We start from the raw sequence: 20,103 nt of genomic DNA, 5'->3' as shown, positions 1-20,103 counted from the left end.
AGGACGGAATGACACCCAATCCGTTGATCGGCGTATTCTTTCACTGGCTGGGCGGCCTGGCCTCGGCCAGCTTCTATGTGCCCTATAAGCGTATCCGCCTGTGGTCATGGGAAATCTTCTGGCTGACCGGCGGCATCTTCTCGTGGGTGTTCGCGCCATGGCTGTTCGCCTCGATCCAGACCAAGGACCTGCTGGGCGTTATCGGCTCGGCCTCGCCCGACGTGCTGTGGGCATGTATCGGCTGCGGCGCATTGTGGGGCATGGGCGGCCTGACCTTCGGCCTGACCATGCGCTACCTGGGCCTGAGCCTCGGTATGGCTGTCGCGCTGGGCCTGACGACCGTCATTGGTACGCTTGGGCCGCCGCTGTTCAATGGTACGCTCGGCGAGGTCGCGACCAAGCCCGGCGCCGTCTATACCTTTGTCGGCATTGCTGTCGTGCTCGTCGCCATAGTCGTTGTCGCCATGGCCGGTCACCGCAAGGAGATCGAACTGCCGGGCGAAAAGGAAGGCTTGAGCGAGTTTCACCTCAGCAAGGGCCTGATGGTCGCCGTTTTCTGCGGTGTCATGTCGTCCTTCTTCGCCTTTGGCCTGGAACGCGGCACGCCGATCAAGGACGCGAGTCTTGCCGCCGGCACGGGGCCGCTGTGGGCCGGCCTGCCGGTGCTGTGCGTCGTGCTGATCGGTGGCTTCCTGACCAACCTCGTCTGGTCGGGCTACCTGATCCTGAAGAACAAGAGCGCCGGTGAATGGGTAGGCCGAGCCAAGGAGCCAGGTACCAAAATCCCGCTGCTGCTCAACTACGGCCTTGCGGCGCTCGGCGGCACCCTGTGGTACTTCCAGTTCTTCTTCTACACCATGGGCGAAAGCCAGATGGGCGCCTATGGCTTCTCGTCCTGGACCCTGCACATGGCCTCGATCATCCTGTTCTCGACACTCTGGGGCTTTGCGCTCAAGGAATGGAAGGGCACGTCGGTCAAGACCAAGGCCTATGTGTGGACAGGTATCCTGGCCCTGGTGGCGTCCACCGTCATCATCGGCTATGGCAATATGCTGGCGGGTTGATCCGTTATCTCCTCCCTGTCGCACAGCGATGGGGAGGGGGACCGCCAGCGTAGCGCAGCGGTGGTGGGGGATTCCTCTGTCCGCGATTACCCCTCCGGCCTTGGCCGGGTGAATATGAGTTAGCTCGACCGAAATGATCATTGCCTCCCCGACCGATTACCGCGAAGCCGCCCGCCGTAAGCTGCCGCCCTTCCTGTTCCACTACCTCGACGGTGGCTCAGGCGCGGAACAGACGCTGAGCGCTAATGTCGCCGACCTGAACCAGGTGGCGCTGCGCCAGCGCGTGCTGAAGGGCTCCGAGACGCTCGATCTCAGCGCGGAATGGTTCGGGCTCAAGTACAACCTGCCGATCTGCCTGGCGCCGGTTGGTCTCACCGGCATGTATGCCCGTCGTGGCGAGGTCCAGGCGGCCAGGGCGGCCGCCGGCAAGCACATCCCCTTCATCCAGTCGACGGTGTCGGTCTGCTCGTTGAAAGAAGTCGCCAGCCAGTGCGACAAGCCGATCTGGTTTCAGCTCTATGTCCTGAAGGATCGCGGCTTCATGCGCGACGTCCTGCAACGCGCAAAGGACCTGGGGGCAGGGGCTCTGGTCTTTACCGTCGACATGCCGGTGCCGGGCTCGCGTTACCGCGATCCGCATTCTGGCATGAGCGGTCCCAATGCGGAAATTCGCCGCATGATTCAGGCGGTCATGCACCCGGAATGGGCGTGGGATGTCGGCCTGCACGGCACGCCGCACGACCTTGGCAACATCTCGACCTATTTGGGTAAGGCGACGGGCCTGGCCGACTATATCGGCTGGTTGGGCAACAATTTCGACCCTGGCATTTCGTGGAAGGACCTGCAATGGATCCGCGACGAATGGCAAGGGCCGATGCTCATCAAAGGCATCCTGGACGTCGAAGACGCGCGTGACGCCAAAAGCTTTGGCGCCAACGGCATCGTCGTGTCGAACCACGGCGGCCGGCAGCTCGACGGCGCCCTGTCGTCGGCCCGGGCGTTGCCGGCGATCGCTGAGGCGGTCAAGGACGACCTGACCATCTTCGCCGATGGCGGTGTGCGGACGGGCCTCGACGTCATGCGCATGCTGGCGCTCGGCGCCGACGGCGTGCTGCTGGGCCGCGCCTTTGTCTATGCTTTGGCGACAGCCGGCCAGAAGGGCGTCGAAAACCTGCTGGCCCTGCTGGAAAAGGACATGCGCACGACCATGGTTCTGACCGGCACGAAGTCCCTGCGCGAAGTCGATTCTTCCATTTTGGCCGGCGATCATGCCGGGGCCCGGTAGGCTCGACATGATCGCGGTTTTTAGTTTATCGCGCAATTTATCCGAAAACCGGAAGCCACTTGTCGGATTGCGCGATGTCGTTCGCTGATATCCGCGATTTCGGCGCCACGGGGAATGGCACGGTCGATACCGCTGCCATCCGCGCCGCCATTGCCGCCGCCGACAAGGTCATCTTCCCGGCCGGACGTTATCTGAGCTTTTCCGTGCCCCTGCGCAGCGGCGTGCATATCCACCTGGCCGAAGGCTGCGTATGGGAGGCCGCCGATCCGGCCATCCACGGCGGCAGCTACGACCCTGCTGAGCCCAATCCGCACGACCTGTGGCAGGACTTTGGTCATAGTCATTGGCGGAACAGCCTGATCTCGGCCGTCGATGTCGAGGATATCCGCATCGACGGTCCGGGGCTGATCGATGGGCGCGGCCTGACGCGCGAAGGGCCGGGCTCGCGCTGGCGCAAGCAGGCGGGGGAGTTTCCCCTAAGTATGCGCAACCTGTCCGCCGAGGAGATGGCCATTCTGTCGCCCCAAGTTTCGGCCATGGTCGGGCTGGGCAATAAGACGATCGGCCTGTGCCGAGCGCGCAATGTGACCCTTCGCGACTTCACCATTCTGAACGGCGGGCACTTTGCTGTGCTGGCGACTGGCGTTGATGACTTGACGATCGAGAACCTGTTTATCGACACCAATCGCGACGGGCTGGATATTGACGGCTGCCGCCGCGTGACGGTGCGCGGCTGCCGGGTCAACACGCCCAATGACGATGCCATTGTCCTCAAGGCCGGCCATTCGCTGGGCGTGCCGCATCCGACCGAGGACGTGCTGATCGCGGACTGTTTCGTCAGCGGCTTTGATGAGGGCACGCTTTATGACGGAACGCGCGGCCGCACTCAGGAACACGCGCCGGATCAGGACCGCGTCACGGGGCGTATCAAGCTGGGTACGGAATCGGCCGGTGACTTCCGCCGCATCCATATCCACGACTGTACGTTTGAGCGCTCGCGCGGCCTGGCGATCGAAACCGTCGATGGCGGCACGATCGAAGACCTTGTGGCCGAGCGTTTGACCCTTAGTGAGATCACCACGGCGCCTCTGTTCTTGCGCGTCGGCGCCCGCCTGCGCGCGCCAGAAGGCGCGACGCCCGGCGCGATACGCAACGTCACCATCCGGGACGTGACCGCCGAAGGCATCTTGCCCGACTACAGCGCCTTGATCATGGGCTTGCCCGGCCACGAGATCGAGAACGTGCGGCTCGAGAATATCCGCCTGAGTTATGCCGGTGGCGGCACTGCAGAGGACGCCGCGCGTAATCCTCCAGACCTGGCCGATTCCTATCCCGAACCCAGCATGTTCGGCCGCACCCCGGCCTTCGGCCTGTGGACGCGCCACGTACGCGGCCTCTCGCTGCACAATGTCGAGATGACAACAACGTCGCCCGACGCCCGCCCCGTCGCGGTGCATCAAAACACAATCTTTGCCGACTGAAACGGCTTTAGGAACCACGGAAAGGCGCTGACGCGCCTGCACGGAAGATAGACGGAATTCAAGCTCAACGGGCCAATCCAGAGCGCGTGGTGGCGATCTTGGAGGGAATCCACAGATGCACACAGATCGCTGCTGCGCAGCGCACAGATGATCCGCGTAGTTTGAAACTGAAGCGCGAAAATTATTCGAAATAATGACGGCGCCTTGCGCTGTCGGGAGCTTCGACAATTAAGGCTCGTGATATCCATTTGTTCGGATCATCTGTGTTTGATGCGCGTCAGCGCATCCATCTGTGTGCATCTGTGGATTCGCTTAACGCAGGTTCCACGCACGCAACCTTAGCAGACAGGTCAAGAATTCCGTGCCTTTTCCGTGCCGCCTCGCTCAAGCGAGGCTTTCAGTGCCTGCCCGTGGTTAAAAAAAATGGCGGGACATCGAAATGCCCCGCCGTTTTTGTTTTAAGCCTTCTTGGGCTTGCGGCCCCAGAGATGCTCCCATTTCCAGCCAGTCAGGTCCTCGACGATCCGTTTGGACTCTTCCGACTCCGGCTCGGTCTCCCCGGCGCGCAGGCGTTCGACCTCATGGACCAGAACGGCGTGGGTCTTGGCATTGAGCTTGAAGCTCCACGATGCCCAGGCGCCCAGCACCATCATCAGGATCGGACCGCCGACCAGGACCAGAACGATGGTCTGGACCGCCTGCGGCGTCTGCACGACGAACTCGGTCGCTTCCTTGGGCGTGGCGACATAGCCGCCGGCATCGATGGCCCAACCGGTGGCGATCAGAGCCAGGGACTGGGCCGCCTTGCGCGTGAAGGTCATGACGCCGGCAAAGATGCCTTCGCGGCGCTGGGCGGTAACGGCTTCGTCGACGTCGGGCAGGTAGTTATAGACCGACCACGGCACGAAGTTGAGCGTCCCACGGCCAAGACCGGCCAGGATGATCGGCACGAACAGCCAGAACATGACGCCTAAGTTCGATTGGCTGAAGGCGACAAACAGGTCGCCATTGAGCGGCGCCAGGCCTTGCGCAAAGTCTGCGGGCTGAGTCAGATAGAAGCCGGCAAACAGCAGGACCGAGGCGATCACAAAGCCGATGGCGATGCGATAAGCCATGGTCGGGCCGGTGCGGATGACGACCTGGATGGCGACCATGACCGAGATCAGCTGGGCGATGTACATGGTTGTCATCATGCCGGCGATCATCGACGTGGTGTCGTCCTTGGTCATGGCAGCGCCCGCGGCCAGGACGGTGGCGACGAAGATCGGAAGCGCCGTGTTGAAGATGTCCTGCGACAGATAGCCACCGAGATAGATGCTCAGGTGCTGGCGGAAGGCCTTCAGGCGCAGGGTCGAGAACAGATCGCCGAACATCTTGAACGGGATGAGCAGGGCGGTCTTCAGCGACAGGGGCTCGCCCTTATAGGCCAGTTCTTCCTCGCTGTAGGGGCGCTCCCACGAGAAGATCACCACCAGAATAACGACCAGTGAGAACAGGACGCCGAAGATGGCGGCCATGATCAGGAAGGTGTCGGGTGAATTCTTGCCGCCCATATTGTCGATGATCAGCTTGGGCAGGTAGGAGGCCAGGATGGCGGACGATTGCGCGATGATCATCCGCGCGCCGGCGAACTTGGCCTTCTGCTTGTAATCCTTCGTCATTTCCGCAGCCAGGGTTTCCCATGGGATGAGGAACATGGTGTAGACGAACTCGAAGAAGATGAAGGTCAGCAGGTAGTACCAGAAGGTCTGGCCCGTCACGAAGATCAGCGCAAACGAAGGCAAAAGCGGGATGGTGATCATCAGGAAGATCTTGCGCCGCCCGATCTTTCGACCGATCCAGGTGTGGCGCAGATTGTCCGAGATGTAGCCGATCAGCGGGCAGGTGATGGCTTCCAGCAGGCGCGGCAGGCCCAGGATCAAACCGGCTTCGACGGCCGTCAGGTCGCAGAAGGTTGTGAAGAAATAGAACAGCCAGCCGGTGATGACGGCCTGTGCGCCGGCGCCCAGCATATCGCCGGAGCCCCAGCCCCAGTGATTGACCCAACTGATTTTACGCTCCGCCACTGGCGTCACTCCCCTGTATGATTTCTCCTCCCCATTTCATGGGGAGGTGGCGCGCTTGTCGCGCCGGAGGGGGCGACTCCGACAGAAATACCCCTCCACCGCTTCGCGGTCCCCCTCCCCACCTTGTGGGGAGGAGAAGAACGATGAACCTCTCCGCTGTGAGCGACGGAGAGGGGAGACTTAAATAAACCGGTACATGAACTCCGTCATAGTCAGCAGTGCCATGGCCTGGCCGAACGGCATGCTGGTCAGCGGAATGTCCTTGTATTCCTGGATCGAGTTGAAGACCGGCGTGCCGAACGACACCTGGGTCAGTTCACCGGCGTCCGAGATATGCGCACGCACGGCGCGGGCGCCCTTCAGGCCGATCTCTTCGTAATCACGCGAGATATACCCCTTGCGCACGGCCTTCAGGATGCCATAGGCGAAACCGGCAGATGCGGCGGCTTCTTCGTAGGACGTCTCGTCGTCGAGGATGGTGCGCCACAGGCCCGACGGCGCCTGGACCTTGGCCAGGGCAGACACCTGCGCTTCCAGCGTGTCGATCAGGAACTGACGCACGGCGTCGTCCTTCGGCAGATCCAGCAGCTCGATAAATTCCGGAATGACGATGGTAACCCACGAATTGCCGCGGCCCCACAGGGCATTGGCGAAGTTGTGGCGACCGTCGAAGGTCCAGCCGTGGTACCACAGGCCGGTCTTGCGGCAGGTCAGGTACTTGATGTGGATCAGGAACTGGCGCTTGGCCTCTTCGACATAATGCGGGCGGTTGAGCAGCAGGCCGATCTTGGCCAGCGGCATGACCGACATCATCAGCGTGTCGTCCCAGAGCTGCTGATTGTTGACGCTGTTGTAAACGATGTGCTGGAAGCCGCCTTCTTCGGTACGCGGCAGGTCGTTCATCACCCATTCGGCCCAGACGTCGAGATAGGGCAGGTATCGGCGGTCGCCGGTGCGCTCATAGAGATAGGCGAGCGTCAGGAAGGGCGCGACCGTATTGATGTTGCGCGACGGCATGCCTTCCTTGAAGCGGTCTTCGAACCAGTTGACCATGATGTCCCAGGTCGCCTGGTCGCCGGTCATCTCCCACACCTTGTACATGCCGTAGAGGCCGACGCCGTGGGTCCATTCGAAACCGTGCCAGCTCTTGGTGTCGATCACCCGGCCGTCTTCGAGGCGCAGCAGGAACTGGCCGCTTTCGTCGCGGATGTTGACCAGGTTGTCGATCAGCCGGTGCGACGCGTCGAGGATGTCGTTGCGGTCGGCACCCAGCGTCGCGGTCTGGTGACGCAGCAAAGGATGGATGCGGTCCGGATGGGGCGGGGTGAGGATCTGGTTGTTCATCTGCGTCTTGGGGAAGGGGACGTTCATAACGGTACTCGGGGAGGATTAGCGTTGTAAATTGGAGGGGGACGGCACGATCTCGAGCGGCACGCCGCCGCGCACGGCGTTCATGACCACCAGCCTGATCGGCTCAAGCGCGTTTTCGGGCTTGCCGTCCGAAGTGATGGCCAGGGCAATCGTGTTGTTGCCGTTGGGATTGAGGATGCCGGCCGGCAGGACAAAGGTGCGCTGCGGGCCGATATGCGAGATGAAGTTGCCCATGTTCCAGCCATTGACGAAGATCAGGGCGCGCATCTGCGGTGCCGACTGCGGCTTGCTGGGGTCACCGAATTGCAGGCCCAGCTGGATGTCGTGGCCCTTGGGCAGGTCGAGCGGCAGTTCGGTTTTCAGCCAATAGGTGCCGGGTTGCGGCGGGGCATCGCCCGGTTTGGCCGCCGTCCAGCCGGCGGTGTCGGGCTTTGCGGTATAGGGCAGGTGCCAGCCGACGCGTTCACCGTACAGGCCGCCATTGTTCATCGGACCGCGCACCAGGTCGGCGATGCGTTCACCGCCCTTATTGCCCTGGATCTTCCAGGTGATCGGCGTTTTTGCGACCGGGTTGGCGGCGGGTGAGCCGGACAGAATCGCGCTGATCAGGCCGCGCGCTTCTTTGTGCTCGTCGTCGGCCGCCAGGTCCCAGTTGTGCGAATTGTTGCGCACCATGACCGACAGGACATGGTTGCCTGGCTTGAGATTGGCGGGCAGGGTGAACTGCGCCTTGGCGGTCGTTTCCGGGCGCGGCTTGCCGGAGGGCACTTCCGACTGGCCGATAAACTGGCCGTCGAGCCAGGCCTGCAGAATGCCCGAACCGCCGCCGCCGTAATGCACATCAAGCGTCTGCGGGACGGTGTGGGCGTTTTTCTTGCCGGCCTTGACCTCGAAACGGCCGCGATACCAGACATCGCCGTGGTGGAAGCCGTACTGGCTCATGTCGAGCACGGGCTCACCGGCCGGTGGCGCGGTGTTCTTGGTGGCGGTCGTCGTCGTCAGGTCGGCCTTGCGCCAGTCCTTGTCGTCGAAGTCGGGCTTGGCCTCGGGCGAATCCGCGCGACGTAGCCATTGCGCCTGCATCAGGTCGGGAAGGTTGACCGCTTCGGGACCGGGGACCGCAGCAGACGTGAAGCTGCCGTCCGGATTGGCGGTGAAGGTCAGGGGCACGCCGTTGAATGTCAAAGCCGTAAAGGCCTTCGGCGACCAGATTTCGATTGGCGAATCCGCCGAGGTGTCGCCAGTCAGGGCCAGCGTCCCGCCCTTGAACTTGGCTTCGCGGATCAGGGCGCCGGTCTTTTGCAGGACCGCGCCTTCCGGCGTCTTCTGCTGCCAGAACTGCTGGCCGGCGGCATCGTCGCCGAGGAAGAGCAGAAGCTCGGGCTTGCCGCCGCCGGAAATGCGCAGGCGGATCAGACCATCCTGCTTGTAGTTCAGGCGCAGATCGCCCGACTTCTTGTCATAGACCGTCGTGGCGGTACCCGCCAGGATCTCGACCTTGGGCTTCTTGGCATAGCGCAGCACGGTTTCGCCGTCTTCGCCCGGCCGGCCGGTAAAGATGGCGATGTCGCGATTGCCCTGTTGCAGGTGGGTTTGCAGGTCCGAGGTCGAATAGACAAGGTGCTGGCGTTCCAGCGCATAGGCCGCGAGCATCATGCGCGCGTCCTGGCCGACCAGGCGCAGATTTCCGGCCTGCGGAAGCTTGTAGGTGCCGTCCTTCGTCGTCAGGGTGAAGCCGAAATCGTCGGTCGTCACGGCATTGGACGGATTGTGGACGGCAAAGATCATATGGCCTTCGCCGCCGGCGCCGACGCTGTGGACCAGCTGCACATTCGGGTTGGTCGAAGCGATGTCCGGGCCCTTGTCGAGGTGCGTGATCAGGGGGGCTGTAGCCTGGGCGAACTGGCCCATCTGCTTGAGCTGCCAGGCCTTGGGGCGCAGGGCGCGCGCTTCGGTGATGCCGGAACCGTAGTCATACGAGGTAAAGACGACGCTGGCTGGCAGCCAGCCCCACGACGTGCCGCCTGCCGCCATATAGACATTATGTATGGTCAGACCGTTGACCAGGCTGGAGCCATAGAAGAGGCGCTGATATTCCGAGCCGATGCGCTTGGCCGTGCACTCATAAGTGCCGACGCTGCCCCAGTAGTCGAACCAGCCGCTGCCGATTTCGGCGGCAAAGCCGGGGGTCTTGGGCGACGACAGGGCGCCGACCTTGGTGATGCCGTCGGCGGCCGGCTTGGGGACGCCGTGGATGCCCCAGTTGGGCACGATGTTCGGCTTGCCGACCTCGCCCTTGTCGGTGCAGCTTCCGCCCGGGTAGCCGTCGAACGCATAGAGGTCGGTCGGGCCCTGCACGGCCCATGGCGCTGTCGATTCCGGCGGTGTCCAGTTGGGCAGGCGGCCGGCGGAGTTGTGGAACAGCGGAACCGTAATCCCATCGGCGCGCGCCTTGTCCGCCAGATATTGCATGTAGCGCTTGCGGGCGTCGGACGTGTCGCCCAGCTCGTTCTCAAGCTGGAAGGCGATGACATTGCCATTGCCTTCGGTCAGCTGGTGGCGGGCGACGATGGCGTTGATCTGGGTCTGCCATTCGTCAACGGCGGCGATATAGTCGGGGTGATCGGTGCGCGCCAGTTCCGGCTGACGGTTCAGCCAGCCCGGGAAGCCACCGCGCGTCAGTTCGGCGTTCACGTAAGGGCCGGAACGGATGATGATGTAGAGGCCTTCTTCCTCGGCCATCCGGATCACGCGTTCCATGTCGCGGATGCCGGTGAAGTCGTAGGAGCCCTTTTCGCCGGTGTGATAACCCCAGTCGAAATAGAGGCCGACGCCGTTATAGCCGGTGGCCTTCAGCTTTTGCAGCAGGTCGCGCCACAGCGACGGCGAAGGCAGGCGGAAGGGATGGATTTCGCCCGACCAGACGATGATGCGCTCACCATCGACTTTAAGCGAGTACTTGTCCCAGGTGATTTTCTTGCCGGGCTTGGGCGCGACGATCTGGTCGATGCGCGCGGTCGGTTCGGGGATGACGGTGAAGTGGCGGACGGCGCCCGAGACGCCCCCCAGCTTCTGTTTTGGCGTCCAGGTCTTCAGGCCATCGAAGCTGTCGGAATACCAGTAGTCCTTCGAGCGATATTCGTCGAAATAGATGCGCCAGCCGTCCTTGCCATCCTTCTTGATTGGCGTAAGCGCCGGGCCTTCGATCCAGTCGCCCCAGCCGGCCCAGTTACCGGTCTTCTCGATCGTCCACGGACCGGTCAGCGACGTGGCGGTCGCCAGCTCCAGCGTCTTGTCCGTCTCGTTCTTGGTGATGGCGACGTAACGGTCGCCGTCCTTGATCGTGAAGGTGTCGATATGGTTGTTTTCGAGACCCTGCATCGGTTGTGCGGCCGTGAAGCTGGTCAGGCTGGCATCGGTCGCCGTCAGCACATGTGGCGCGAACGGACCCTTGGTGCCACCCTTCGACAGCGAGACGACGATATGGACCTTGCCGTCCGTGTCTTTGAACCATTCCGGCGCCCAGACGTTTGTCAGGCCCGGCAATTCAATCGTGACATCCTTCAGATGCTCCCACGATCGCAGGTCCTTGCTGCGCGCGATGCCGAAGGTCTGGCCGTCCCAGCCAGTGGTATAGACTATATAGTATTGGCCATCGTCGGCGCGCAGGATCGACGGATCGCGCAGCAAACCCTTGGCCGGCTTGTAGGTTTCGACGGCAAGCGTCGTGAAGGTCGCGCCGTCATTCGAGGTGAACAGGCTGAGCGAATTCTGCGATGTCGCGTTGAACGCCGACATCAGATAGGTGGTTTCGCCCTTTTTCGACACAACCGGAATGCGGCCGCCCGGTACCGCGGCACCGGCCTTTTGCTGGTTCGTCAGGCCCAGCGTGTCCATAAAGGCATCGCCGCTTTGCGTGCCGTCTTGGGGGCTTTGGGTGAGGGCGGGCGTGGCCGTCAGGCACAGGACCGCCGCCAGGGTTATAAGTCCCGCGCGCGTATAGCCCAGACGTTTCATCCGCATCCCTGCCTCACCTGATTTCGTTAATTGAATTTGACATTGACAGTGTGGGATATCAATGAAAAATATCAACATCAATCACAAATATCGCGGTTTGCGCATATAAAGGCCCTTGAATCGATCATGTTCGATCAAAAATCTATGGTCGCGATGGCGGCACTCTTAATGACCGCGACCGTCGCTTCAGCTCAGACCGTGACCGATCCGGCCTTTGTCAGCCCGGTCGCCGCCCGTCCCGACCTGGCCGCCAACTTCAAGCCTGCCGCGCCCGGTGACTATGAAGTCACTGTCGCTCTGCGCGGTACCGGAACGCCGGCGGCCATCTGGGCTGAGGACCGGCGCCTGATGGTTGCGCCCGTTGCGCTGAAAGCCGGTGAGACGAAAAGCGTCAAGGTGATCGTCAATGTCCGCAATCCCTATCTGGTCCAGGCCGAGCAGGATGTGGCCAAGGGACCGAAGGTCGGCCTGCGTGGCTCCGATGAGAAGGACTTCAGCTGGGATGATCAGTTGATCCTGCGCGTGACCGGCGCCGAACTGGTGGGTTTCGAACTGACGCCGGTTAGCGCGCGTCGTATTTTGATCGCCGGCGACAGCACGGTCGCAGACCAGAACGGCAGTGACTATGCTTCGTGGGGGCAGATGTTGCCGCGCTTCCTCGATGCGAAGCTGTCGGTCGCCAACCACGCCCGCAGCGGCGAGACGATGAAGTCCTTTGTCACCTCGCTGCGCTGGGACAAGCTTCTGAGCGAATTGCGCGCGGGCGATGTCGTGCTGATCCAGTTCGGCCACAACGACGAAAAGAAGCAGTGGCCGCGGACCTATGCCGCCGCGGATGGCGCCTATCCGGCCTGGTTAAGCGCGTTTGTCGCCGATGTCCGCCAGCGCGGCGGCCAGCCGGTTCTGGTGACGCCGGTGGCGCGCCGTGCGTTCAAGGACGGCAAGGTCGAAAACACCCACGCCGGTTATGATGCGGCCGTGCGCGGCGTCGCCAGACAACTGAATGTTCCGCTGATCGACCTGACCGAAAAGACGACGCGGATGTATGAGAGCCTGGGGCCGGACGTGTCGTTGCTGGCTTTCGGCAATAAGGGCGCGGACAAGACGCACCATAACGGCTACGGCGCCTACACCATCGCCTGCTACGTCGCGAAGGAGTTGACCGGGTTCAAGGACCTGAAGGTCGGCGCGGCTGTCGATATGCCGGCCTGTTCGCCCGATAAGCCGCAGGATCCGAAGACCTTCACCATCACGCTGCCTTGAGGTTACCCATGCAGACCCACGCCTTTACCATGCAACTGAAGCCCGGCTTTGAGGCTGAATATCAGCGCCGCCACGATGAGATCTGGCCGGAGCTGTCGGACCTGCTGCATGAGGCCGGCGTGTCGGACTATTCGATCTTTCTCGATGAAAAGTCGCTGGTCTTGTTTGGGGTGCTGAAGCGTACGGACAACCACACCATGGATGATTTGCCGAACACGCCGCTGATGAAGAAGTGGTGGGCCTATATGGCCGACATCATGGATACGAACCCCGACAACTCGCCGGTCGCCGTGCCGCTGAAGTCCGTGTTTTATATGGCGTGAGAGTTCCCTCTCCCCGCTTGCGGGGTATAGCGCCAGCGAAAGTATAGCTTTTGCCAGCGTTGGGTTAGGGTGAGGGGCAATTGGAAGATGTGGCGTGTGCGGACAGCGTTTTGCCCCTCATCCGGTCCTTCGGACCACCTTCTCCCCGGCCTCGCCGGCAGGCAAAACAGGGAGAAGGAAAGGCTTAAGCCGCCGCGGCCTGGTCGGCTTTCACAATCCGCACGTCGATATCATGCGCCTTCAGCCAGCGCACGGCGTCCGCCGAAATCCCGTCGTCGGTGATCACCACGTCTATCTGCGACAGCGGACACACCGACAGCGAGGCCGGCGCGTCGATCTTGCTCGAATCGGCCAGCACCACGACTTCCGAAGCGCGTTCCATCAGCCGGCGCTCGGACTGGACCAGCAGGGTATCCGTCTGCATCAGGCCGTTCTTGGTCAGGGCCTGGCAGCCGATGAACATCCGCGCCGCCGCGAAATGCTGCAGGATGCCGTCTTCGTAAGGATTGAGGATAATGCCCTGGTCGCGGAACAGCTCGCCGCCGGGCAGTGTCACCTTCACGCGCGAGCGTTCGAGCAGGCATTGCAGGATCGGCACCGAGGTCGTCAGCACATTGTACGAATCGTCGTTCATCATCGACGCCATCATCCAGGTCGTCGTGCCGCCGTCGATGATCATCGACAGGCCGGGCGTGATGTAGTCGAGCGCAGCTTTTGCGATGGCGCGCTTGGCGCCGGCATTGGCGATGACGCTGTCCGAGAAGCTTGACTGGCCGCGCAAACCTTCCGATCTTTTTTCCTCGCGGCCGCTGTAGAGCTTGCCTTCGGAGCGCATGGCGCCGCCACGCACACGCAGCAGGTGCCCCAGCTCATGCAGTTCATTGAGATCGCGGCGGATGGTGGCCGGTGATACACCGAGCCTTTCCGTCAGTTCGTCCACCGAGGTCACGCGCTCGCTGCTCAGTTCGTCGATGATGCGCTTCCAGCGGTCCTGAAGATGCATGAATAGTCCTGTTCGTCCGTCAAAATCACACGAAAACGCTCTCATGTGATTGCTCTTGATCGAATCTTATAATGTGGAATTTGCCGGCTGTCGATAGCGCTATCTTGTTAAGCGATATGGCGAAAAGTGCAAAAAAGCGTTTCTGCGGTTTTCGCCTTAAATATCGCGACAAAACGAAGGCGATCAAGCGGCGACGGGCGTCCCGCAGGCTTGCAGCCACAGGTCACGATAGGCGCGGAATTCCCCAGCCAGCAAGGGGTGGACCTGGCGCAGGCGCAGGCGCGGCAGCGGCACCTCGTCGCGATAGGCCAGGGCCGACGCGCCCAAAGTCACCGCCGAAACCGAAGCGGTGCAGACAACGGGGCCGTCGTGCAGCGCCGCGATCAGTCGGCACAGCAGCGGATTACCCGCCGCCATGCCTTCGATGACCAGGGCGCGGCCCGACTGGATCATGCTGAGGCAGGTGATGCTGAGGAGCGCCTGATAGAGCACCCCCAAGGCGGCGCGCGCCTGCGGCGTGTCATCTCGCAGGCCGCGGATTTCCCCGCGCATGTGCGGGAAGGGGCCGCCGGCCTCCAGGAAGCTGGGCAGGGCCAGGGCCGATTCGCGCATGACCGTGTCGAGCATGGCGATATCGACGGTCTCGGTCGCGCCGCCGGTAATCGTCTGATAGGCGCGCCCCCCCATGAAGCGCGCGCATGGCACCGGCCGGCCGAAGACGTCGACGGCACCCATGCAGTCGCGATCAGCCTGGAGGTTGTCGAGGCGGCCGTCGGGCGCCATGGCAATAAACCAGGTGCCGGTCGACAGCATGGCCGGCGGCTCGTCATTGTGCCAGCCGGACAAGAGCGCGGCGAGCGCCGAATTGCTGTCGTGAACGCCGACGCAGACGCGCGTGCCTTCCGGCAGGCCGGTGGCACGGGCAATCACCGGCCGCAGCGTTCCGGCGGTTTCCCAGGCGCCGCGCATGGCGGGGAAGCGCTCGGCCCAGCCCTCGTTGCGCGCCAGCGAGGAAAATCCGTTCGTGGCCGGCGACCACAGGTCGGTATGGCAGCCGAGCGTACTGACTTCGCTGACCAGGGCCCCGCTCAGGCGCCAGGTCCAGTACTGCGCATAGGGCAGGATCCAGCGGACGCGCGCAAAGGATGCCGGATCGCGGCGGCTGTGCCAGAAGAGCTGCGCCCCCAGGTTCATGCCTTTGGGCAGGCGCGGCGACAGGGTCTCGGAAAATGGCGGCCGCGACAACTCATAGGCGGCGACCATGGCAGCCGGGATGACGGCCTCATAGTCCTGGACCGGCATGACCAGGGCTTCGTTTTCGTCGAGCAGGGCGCAGGCGGCGCCGTGCGCCACGGGGATGATGCGGTCGATCCTGTAGTCGCCCAGCGCTTTCAATTGCGTCAGCAGCCAGTCGAACAGTGCGTCGGTGTCGAAGGCGTCATAAAGGGTGTTGCGCAAGCCTGGCGTCGCGGTGCGGCGATCGACCAGAATCTCGCCGCCGGGCGTGACGACGCTCAGCTTGGCGAAGCTTTTACCGATGTCGAAGACGGCGCAATTGCCTCGCGCGGCTTCCCTTACGTTTCCCATCTCCGCGACCCTTCGAGTCATGGCGATTAATCAGCACTTTTGTTTTTGACCGATAATGATTGAAAGCTTTCGATAATCGCTGTATCGTCGTTTCCAAGCATCAGGACTGTTATTCCTGAGAGACTACAATAGGCAGTGGGGTTATTCAATGAGCTTGTCGCAGGACGCGTTGATCGGACGGATCCAATCCGGGCCGAAGTCCGCCGGCTTGATTTTCAACAGGCCCGCCAGCCGCTGGGACGACGCTGTCGCCGTAGGCATGGACGAGGCGGAGCTTCTGCTTTATCGCTCAAACCTTCTGGGTTCGGATCTTTCGGTCACCAATTTCGGCGGCGGCAACACCTCGGCCAAGGTCGCGGGCGTCGACCCGCTGACCGGCGAAACGGTCGAGGTCCTGTGGGTCAAGGGCTCGGGCGGCGATCTCGGCTCGATGAAGGCCGACGGCTTCGCCACGCTTTATCTCGACCGCGTGCGCGGACTTGAACGCCTCTATCGTGGCCGCGCGCACGAGGACGAGATGGTCGGCCTGCTGCCGCACTGTACTTTCGGGCTCAATCCGCGTCCGGCCAGCATCGACACGCCGCTGCACGCCTTTATTCCCTATAAGCACGTTGATCATCTTCACCCCGATTCCGTCGTGGCCCTGGCGGCGACCATTGAATCCGAGGCCCTGACACAGGAAATCTACAAGGGCGAGGTCGGCTGGATCGGCTGGCAGCGACCGGGCTTCGACCTGGGCCTGCGCATCGGCGAGGCTGTCCGGGCCCATCCGCACTGGCGCGGCCTGGTGCTGGAAGGCCATGGCCTGTTCTGCTGGGGCGATACGGCGCGCGACTGTTATGACACCAGTATCGCACTGATCGGCATCGCGACGGACGCCATCAATGCCCGAGCCCAGGCGGTGACTCCGGCGATTCCGGAGCAGGGCGTGGTGCTGAAGGCCATCACCGCGCTGCGTACGGAGCTGAGCCGCTCGACGCTCAAGGTTTGCGAGATCATCAGCGGGGCCGACCTCCAGGCCTTCCTGTCATCGCCGGCTCTGCTGCTTGAGGCCGCCAAGGGCGCGGCCTGTCCGGACCACTTCCTGCGCACCAAGCCGTGGCCGCTTATCCTCGATCCCGAGCCACTGCAGGGCGAAGGGGCAGGGGACTATCTGAAGGGCGCGGTCGAAGCCTATCGTGACCGTTACCGCGCCTATCATACGCGTTGCCGGCACCCGGACAGCCCGGCCTTGCGCGATCCCGATCCGGTGGTCGTGCTGATCCGCGACACTTGCGCCCTGGCCTTTGCGCCTGACCGCACCGCTGCGCGCATTGCCGGCGAATATGTCCGCAATGCCGCCAACGTCGTGCGCGGCGCGGTGGCTCTGGGTCACTACCAGGCGCTGGCCGAACAGGAGATGTTCGACATCGAGTACTGGGCCCTGGAAGAGGCCAAGCTGAAACGCCAGCCCAAACCCGGCCCTTTCGTTGGCCAGGTCGCCTACATCACCGGCGCCGCCGGCGGCATCGGTCGCGCGGTCGCCGAACAGATCCTGGCCGGCGGCGGCTGCGTCATGCTGACCGATATCGACGAAGTGCGGCTGGAAACCGTGCGCGCCGACCTGATGCGCAGCCACCGCGCCGACCTGATCCGCACCTTCGTCAATGATGTCGCCGATGAAGCCGCGGTGCGCGCTTCGTTCGACGCCTGCGTGCTGGCGTTCGGCGGCATCGACATTCTGGTCGCCAATGCCGGCATTGCCTCGGCCGCCGCCATTTCTGAAACCACGCTCGATCTGTGGCAGGCCAATTTCCGCGTCCTGGCCGAAGGCTATTTCCTGCCGAGCCGCGAGGCCTTCCGGCTGATGAAGCCTTTGGGGGGCGCTATCGTCTTCGTGGCGTCGAAGAACGCCCTGGCGGCCTCGGCCAATACGGCGGCCTATTCGGCGGCCAAGGCGGCGGAATTGCAACTGGCCCGGGTTCTCGCTCTGGAAGGCGCGCCGCACGGCATCCGCGTTAATGTCGTCAATCCCGATGCCGTGTTGCAGGGCTCGTCGATCTGGACCGGTGAATGGCGCCAGCAGCGCGCCGCCGCCTATAATCTCAAGGATGACGAGCTGGAGGAATTCTATCGCCTGCGCAGCCTGCTGAAACGCTCGGTCCTGCCGCAGGACGTGGCCGAGGCGGTCGTTTTCCTCGCCGGGGCCGGAGCGGCCAAGTCGACCGGCAACATCCTCAATGTCGACGCCGGCAATGCGGCGGCGTTTACGCGGTAAGCGCGGGCGGCGCTAAACCTTTGGTGATTTGACTAAAGCCGCCGGCCGTGGCCATGTATTACCTTAAAGGTCCATAAGAGACCAGTTAGGGCATGTTAAGGGAGCAGGGCAGATGGGCTATGTGGCCATCGACCAGACAGTGCTGGGTATTCCACGGGATGTCATCGACAAGGACAATGCGCGCCTGATGGACGCGCACCTGGCGGACTATGAGGCGCTGGCCGTGCGGCTGGCGCGTTCCGGCATCGATATCGAAGACATCGTTTCCAAGCTGATGTCGCTGGAAGTCGGCCTGCCGAGCTGGGGCATGACGTCGGGTGGCACGCGTTTCGCCCGCTTCCCGCTGGCCGGTGAGCCCAACGACGTCTACGAGAAGATCGAGGACTGCTCGGTCGTCCAGCAACTGACCGGCCTGACGCCGCGCGTTTCGCTGCACTTCCCGTGGGACCTGACCGAGGACTATGTGGCGCTGCGCCAGTTCGGCGAAGCGCACGGCATGGGCTTCGACGCTATCAATTCCAACACCTTTCAGGACCAGGTCGGCCAGAAGCGTTCCTACAAGTTCGGTTCGCTCAGCCACGCCAATCCGCAGACGCGCCAGCAGGCGATCGACCATAACCTGCAATGCATCGACATTGGCCGCCAGCTGGGCTCGAAGGCGCTGACCGTGTGGATCGGCGACGGTTCGAACTTCCCCGGCCAGTGCGAATTCACCGATACGCTGGAACGCTATCTCGAATCCCTGCGGGCTGTTTATGCCGAACTGCCGAACGACTGGCGGCTGCTCATCGAGCACAAGATGTACGAGCCGGCGCTCTATTCGACCGTCATCCAGGACTGGGGCACCAGCATCCTGTGCGCCCAGGCGCTGGGCGACAAGGCGCAGTGCCTGGTCGATCTCGGCCACCACGGGCCCAATGTGAACATCGAAATGATCGTGGCGCGGCTGGCCCAGTTCGGCAAGCTGGGCGGCTTCCATTTCAACGACTCGAAATATGGCGACGATGATCTCGACTCGGGTTCGATCAATCCGTTCCAGCTATTTCTTGTTTTCAACGAGCTGGTGTCGGCCGAGCGCCGCGCCAAGGGCAATTACAATCCGTCCTATATGATGGATCAGTCGCACAACGTCACCGACCCGATCGAAAGCCTGCTGAACTCGGCGCGGGCGATTGCGGGCGCCTATGTCAAGGCGTTGATCGTCGACCGCGAGGCGCTGAAAGGCTATCAGGCGGACAATGACGTCATCATGGCGCACAACTGCCTGCGCCTGGCGTTTGAGACCGATGTCCGTCCGGCACTGGCCACGGCGCGGATGCGCAAGGGCGGCGCGATCGATCCGATCGCCTGTTATCGCGCGTCGTCCTATCGCGCGTTGAAGGCGGAAACGCGGGTGTTCAATCCGAACCTCGGCGGCGGGATTGTTTGACCTTTCCTTCTCCCTGTTTTGCCTGCCGGCGAGGCCGGGGAGAAGGTGGGCCGCAGGACCGGATGAGGGGCGAACATAGCCAGTTGCGCGCGCCTCGCTTACCAATTGCCCCTCACCCTAGCCCTCTCCCCGCAGGCGGGGAGAGGGGACTAAGGCTGGAGCCACATGACTGAATTCAATAGAAGAGACCTGCTGGCCGCGACCATAGGAACAGGCGTCGTAACCGCCTTGCCCGCCCGTGCGGCTGGTGATGTCATCTATCGCAATCCGCTCGCCACCCCCGCCGACATCAAGGGCTTCCAGCTCGAAGGCGAGGCCCTGATCGATTTCGAACTCGGCCGCATGCGTTTGCGCAACAAGCTCTCGGCCGAGCAGGGCCAGGCGTCGAACTTCGTCTTCTGGTGCCCGGACGTCTTCCCGGACAATGTCGAGATCAGTTGGAACTTCTGGCCAATCGAAGAGCCCGGCCTGTGCATCCTGTTCTTCGCGGCGCGCGGCCTTCTTCCAGGCGGCGGCGACGCCCATGTGCTCGACAAACGCCTGAAGGCACGCGCGGGCATCTACGACCAATATACCCAATCCGACGTCTCGGCGCTTCAGATCGCCTATTTCCGCCGGCGCTGGCCGGAAGAACGCGCCTTCCATCTTTCGAACCTGCGCCGCGCGCCGGGCTTCGAGCTTCTGGCGCAGGGCCCCGATCCGCTGCCGGACGTGAAGGACGCCACGCCCCCTTATCGCATCCGCGTGCGCAAATCGCCGCGAGGCGTGCGTTTCCTGATCAACGATTTGCCTGTCGTATCTTGGAATGCCGAGGACGACAAAACGGTGCCGGGACAGGGAAGTATCGGGTTCCGCCAGATGGCGCCGCTGATCGCCGCCTATTCCGATCTCGAAGTCCGCAAGCTTGCTGATCAATGATGCGCTAATTTGATTGATTTTGTCGCTGCCTGTCGTAAG

At 62.7% G+C, this 20,103-nt stretch carries 13 protein-coding genes; 8 read left to right on the top strand and 5 right to left on the bottom strand.

Features of this window, described 5'->3' with window-relative positions; translation table 11 throughout:
* Positions 1-8 precede the first annotated feature (8 nt).
* The 3 genes from rhaT (at position 9) to J2X24_RS16890 (ending at position 3,830) form a co-directional block, all read left to right on the top strand.
* Positions 9-1,064: an L-rhamnose/proton symporter RhaT gene (gene rhaT, locus J2X24_RS16900; RefSeq protein ID WP_209724239.1), complete on the top strand. Its 1,056-nt coding sequence runs from the start codon at positions 9-11 to the stop codon at positions 1,062-1,064.
* Between the two features lie 133 nt (positions 1,065-1,197).
* Entirely contained in the window at positions 1,198-2,349 is a 1,152-nt protein-coding gene (lldD, locus tag J2X24_RS16895; protein ID WP_209724237.1) for an FMN-dependent L-lactate dehydrogenase LldD, read from the top strand.
* Positions 2,350-2,423: 74 nt separating this feature from the next.
* Positions 2,424-3,830 carry a rhamnogalacturonidase gene (locus tag J2X24_RS16890; protein WP_209724235.1) on the top strand — a complete coding sequence of 469 codons (1,407 nt, stop codon included), beginning with the start codon at positions 2,424-2,426 and terminating at the stop codon, positions 3,828-3,830.
* A gap of 458 nt (positions 3,831-4,288) precedes the next feature.
* Here J2X24_RS16890 and J2X24_RS16885 read toward each other — a convergent pair whose 3' ends face one another.
* From J2X24_RS16885 to J2X24_RS16875, 3 genes are all read right to left on the bottom strand, one after another.
* The gene (locus tag J2X24_RS16885) at positions 4,289-5,896 is read right to left on the bottom strand and encodes an MFS transporter (RefSeq protein ID WP_310004443.1); all 1,608 of its coding nucleotides are present in this window, start codon (positions 5,894-5,896) and stop codon (positions 4,289-4,291) included.
* Between the two features lie 180 nt (positions 5,897-6,076).
* A complete protein-coding gene (gene bglB, locus J2X24_RS16880) occupies positions 6,077-7,267 on the bottom strand; it encodes a beta-galactosidase BglB (RefSeq protein WP_245344807.1) in 1,191 nt (396 codons plus the stop codon).
* Between the two features lie 18 nt (positions 7,268-7,285).
* Complete coding sequence (locus J2X24_RS16875) at positions 7,286-11,290, bottom strand: beta-galactosidase (protein ID WP_245344799.1); 4,005 nt, start codon at positions 11,288-11,290, stop codon at positions 7,286-7,288.
* Positions 11,291-11,452: 162 nt separating this feature from the next.
* On the opposite strand from J2X24_RS16875, the gene J2X24_RS16870 reads away from it, so the two are divergent.
* Both J2X24_RS16870 and rhaM read left to right on the top strand, forming a co-directional pair.
* Positions 11,453-12,547: a rhamnogalacturonan acetylesterase gene (locus tag J2X24_RS16870; RefSeq protein ID WP_245344798.1), complete on the top strand. Its 1,095-nt coding sequence runs from the start codon at positions 11,453-11,455 to the stop codon at positions 12,545-12,547.
* 8 nt (positions 12,548-12,555) lie between these two features.
* A complete protein-coding gene (gene rhaM, locus J2X24_RS16865; RefSeq protein ID WP_209724231.1) occupies positions 12,556-12,870 on the top strand; it encodes an L-rhamnose mutarotase in 315 nt (104 codons plus the stop codon).
* A gap of 184 nt (positions 12,871-13,054) precedes the next feature.
* On the opposite strand, the gene J2X24_RS16860 is transcribed toward rhaM, so the two are convergent.
* A complete protein-coding gene (locus J2X24_RS16860; protein ID WP_209724229.1) occupies positions 13,055-13,873 on the bottom strand; it encodes a DeoR/GlpR family DNA-binding transcription regulator in 819 nt (272 codons plus the stop codon).
* A gap of 183 nt (positions 13,874-14,056) precedes the next feature.
* Positions 14,057-15,460, bottom strand: coding sequence for an FGGY-family carbohydrate kinase (locus tag J2X24_RS16855; RefSeq protein WP_209724227.1), 1,404 nt, complete (start codon positions 15,458-15,460; stop codon positions 14,057-14,059).
* 148 nt (positions 15,461-15,608) lie between these two features.
* On the opposite strand from J2X24_RS16855, the gene J2X24_RS16850 reads away from it, so the two are divergent.
* From J2X24_RS16850 to J2X24_RS16840, 3 genes are all read left to right on the top strand, one after another.
* Positions 15,609-17,717: a bifunctional rhamnulose-1-phosphate aldolase/short-chain dehydrogenase gene (locus J2X24_RS16850; protein ID WP_209724225.1), complete on the top strand. Its 2,109-nt coding sequence runs from the start codon at positions 15,609-15,611 to the stop codon at positions 17,715-17,717.
* A 112-nt stretch (positions 17,718-17,829) separates the two neighbouring features.
* A complete protein-coding gene (gene rhaI, locus J2X24_RS16845) occupies positions 17,830-19,146 on the top strand; it encodes an L-rhamnose catabolism isomerase (RefSeq protein WP_209724223.1) in 1,317 nt (438 codons plus the stop codon).
* A gap of 165 nt (positions 19,147-19,311) precedes the next feature.
* The gene (locus tag J2X24_RS16840; RefSeq protein WP_209724221.1) at positions 19,312-20,064 is read left to right on the top strand and encodes a DUF1961 family protein; all 753 of its coding nucleotides are present in this window, start codon (positions 19,312-19,314) and stop codon (positions 20,062-20,064) included.
* Positions 20,065-20,103 lie beyond the last annotated feature (39 nt).

It is taken from the genome of Asticcacaulis solisilvae (assembly GCF_017875235.1).
Classification (GTDB): Bacteria; Pseudomonadota; Alphaproteobacteria; order Caulobacterales; family Caulobacteraceae; genus Asticcacaulis; species Asticcacaulis solisilvae_A.
This window is presented reverse-complemented; position numbering and strand designations above follow the sequence as displayed.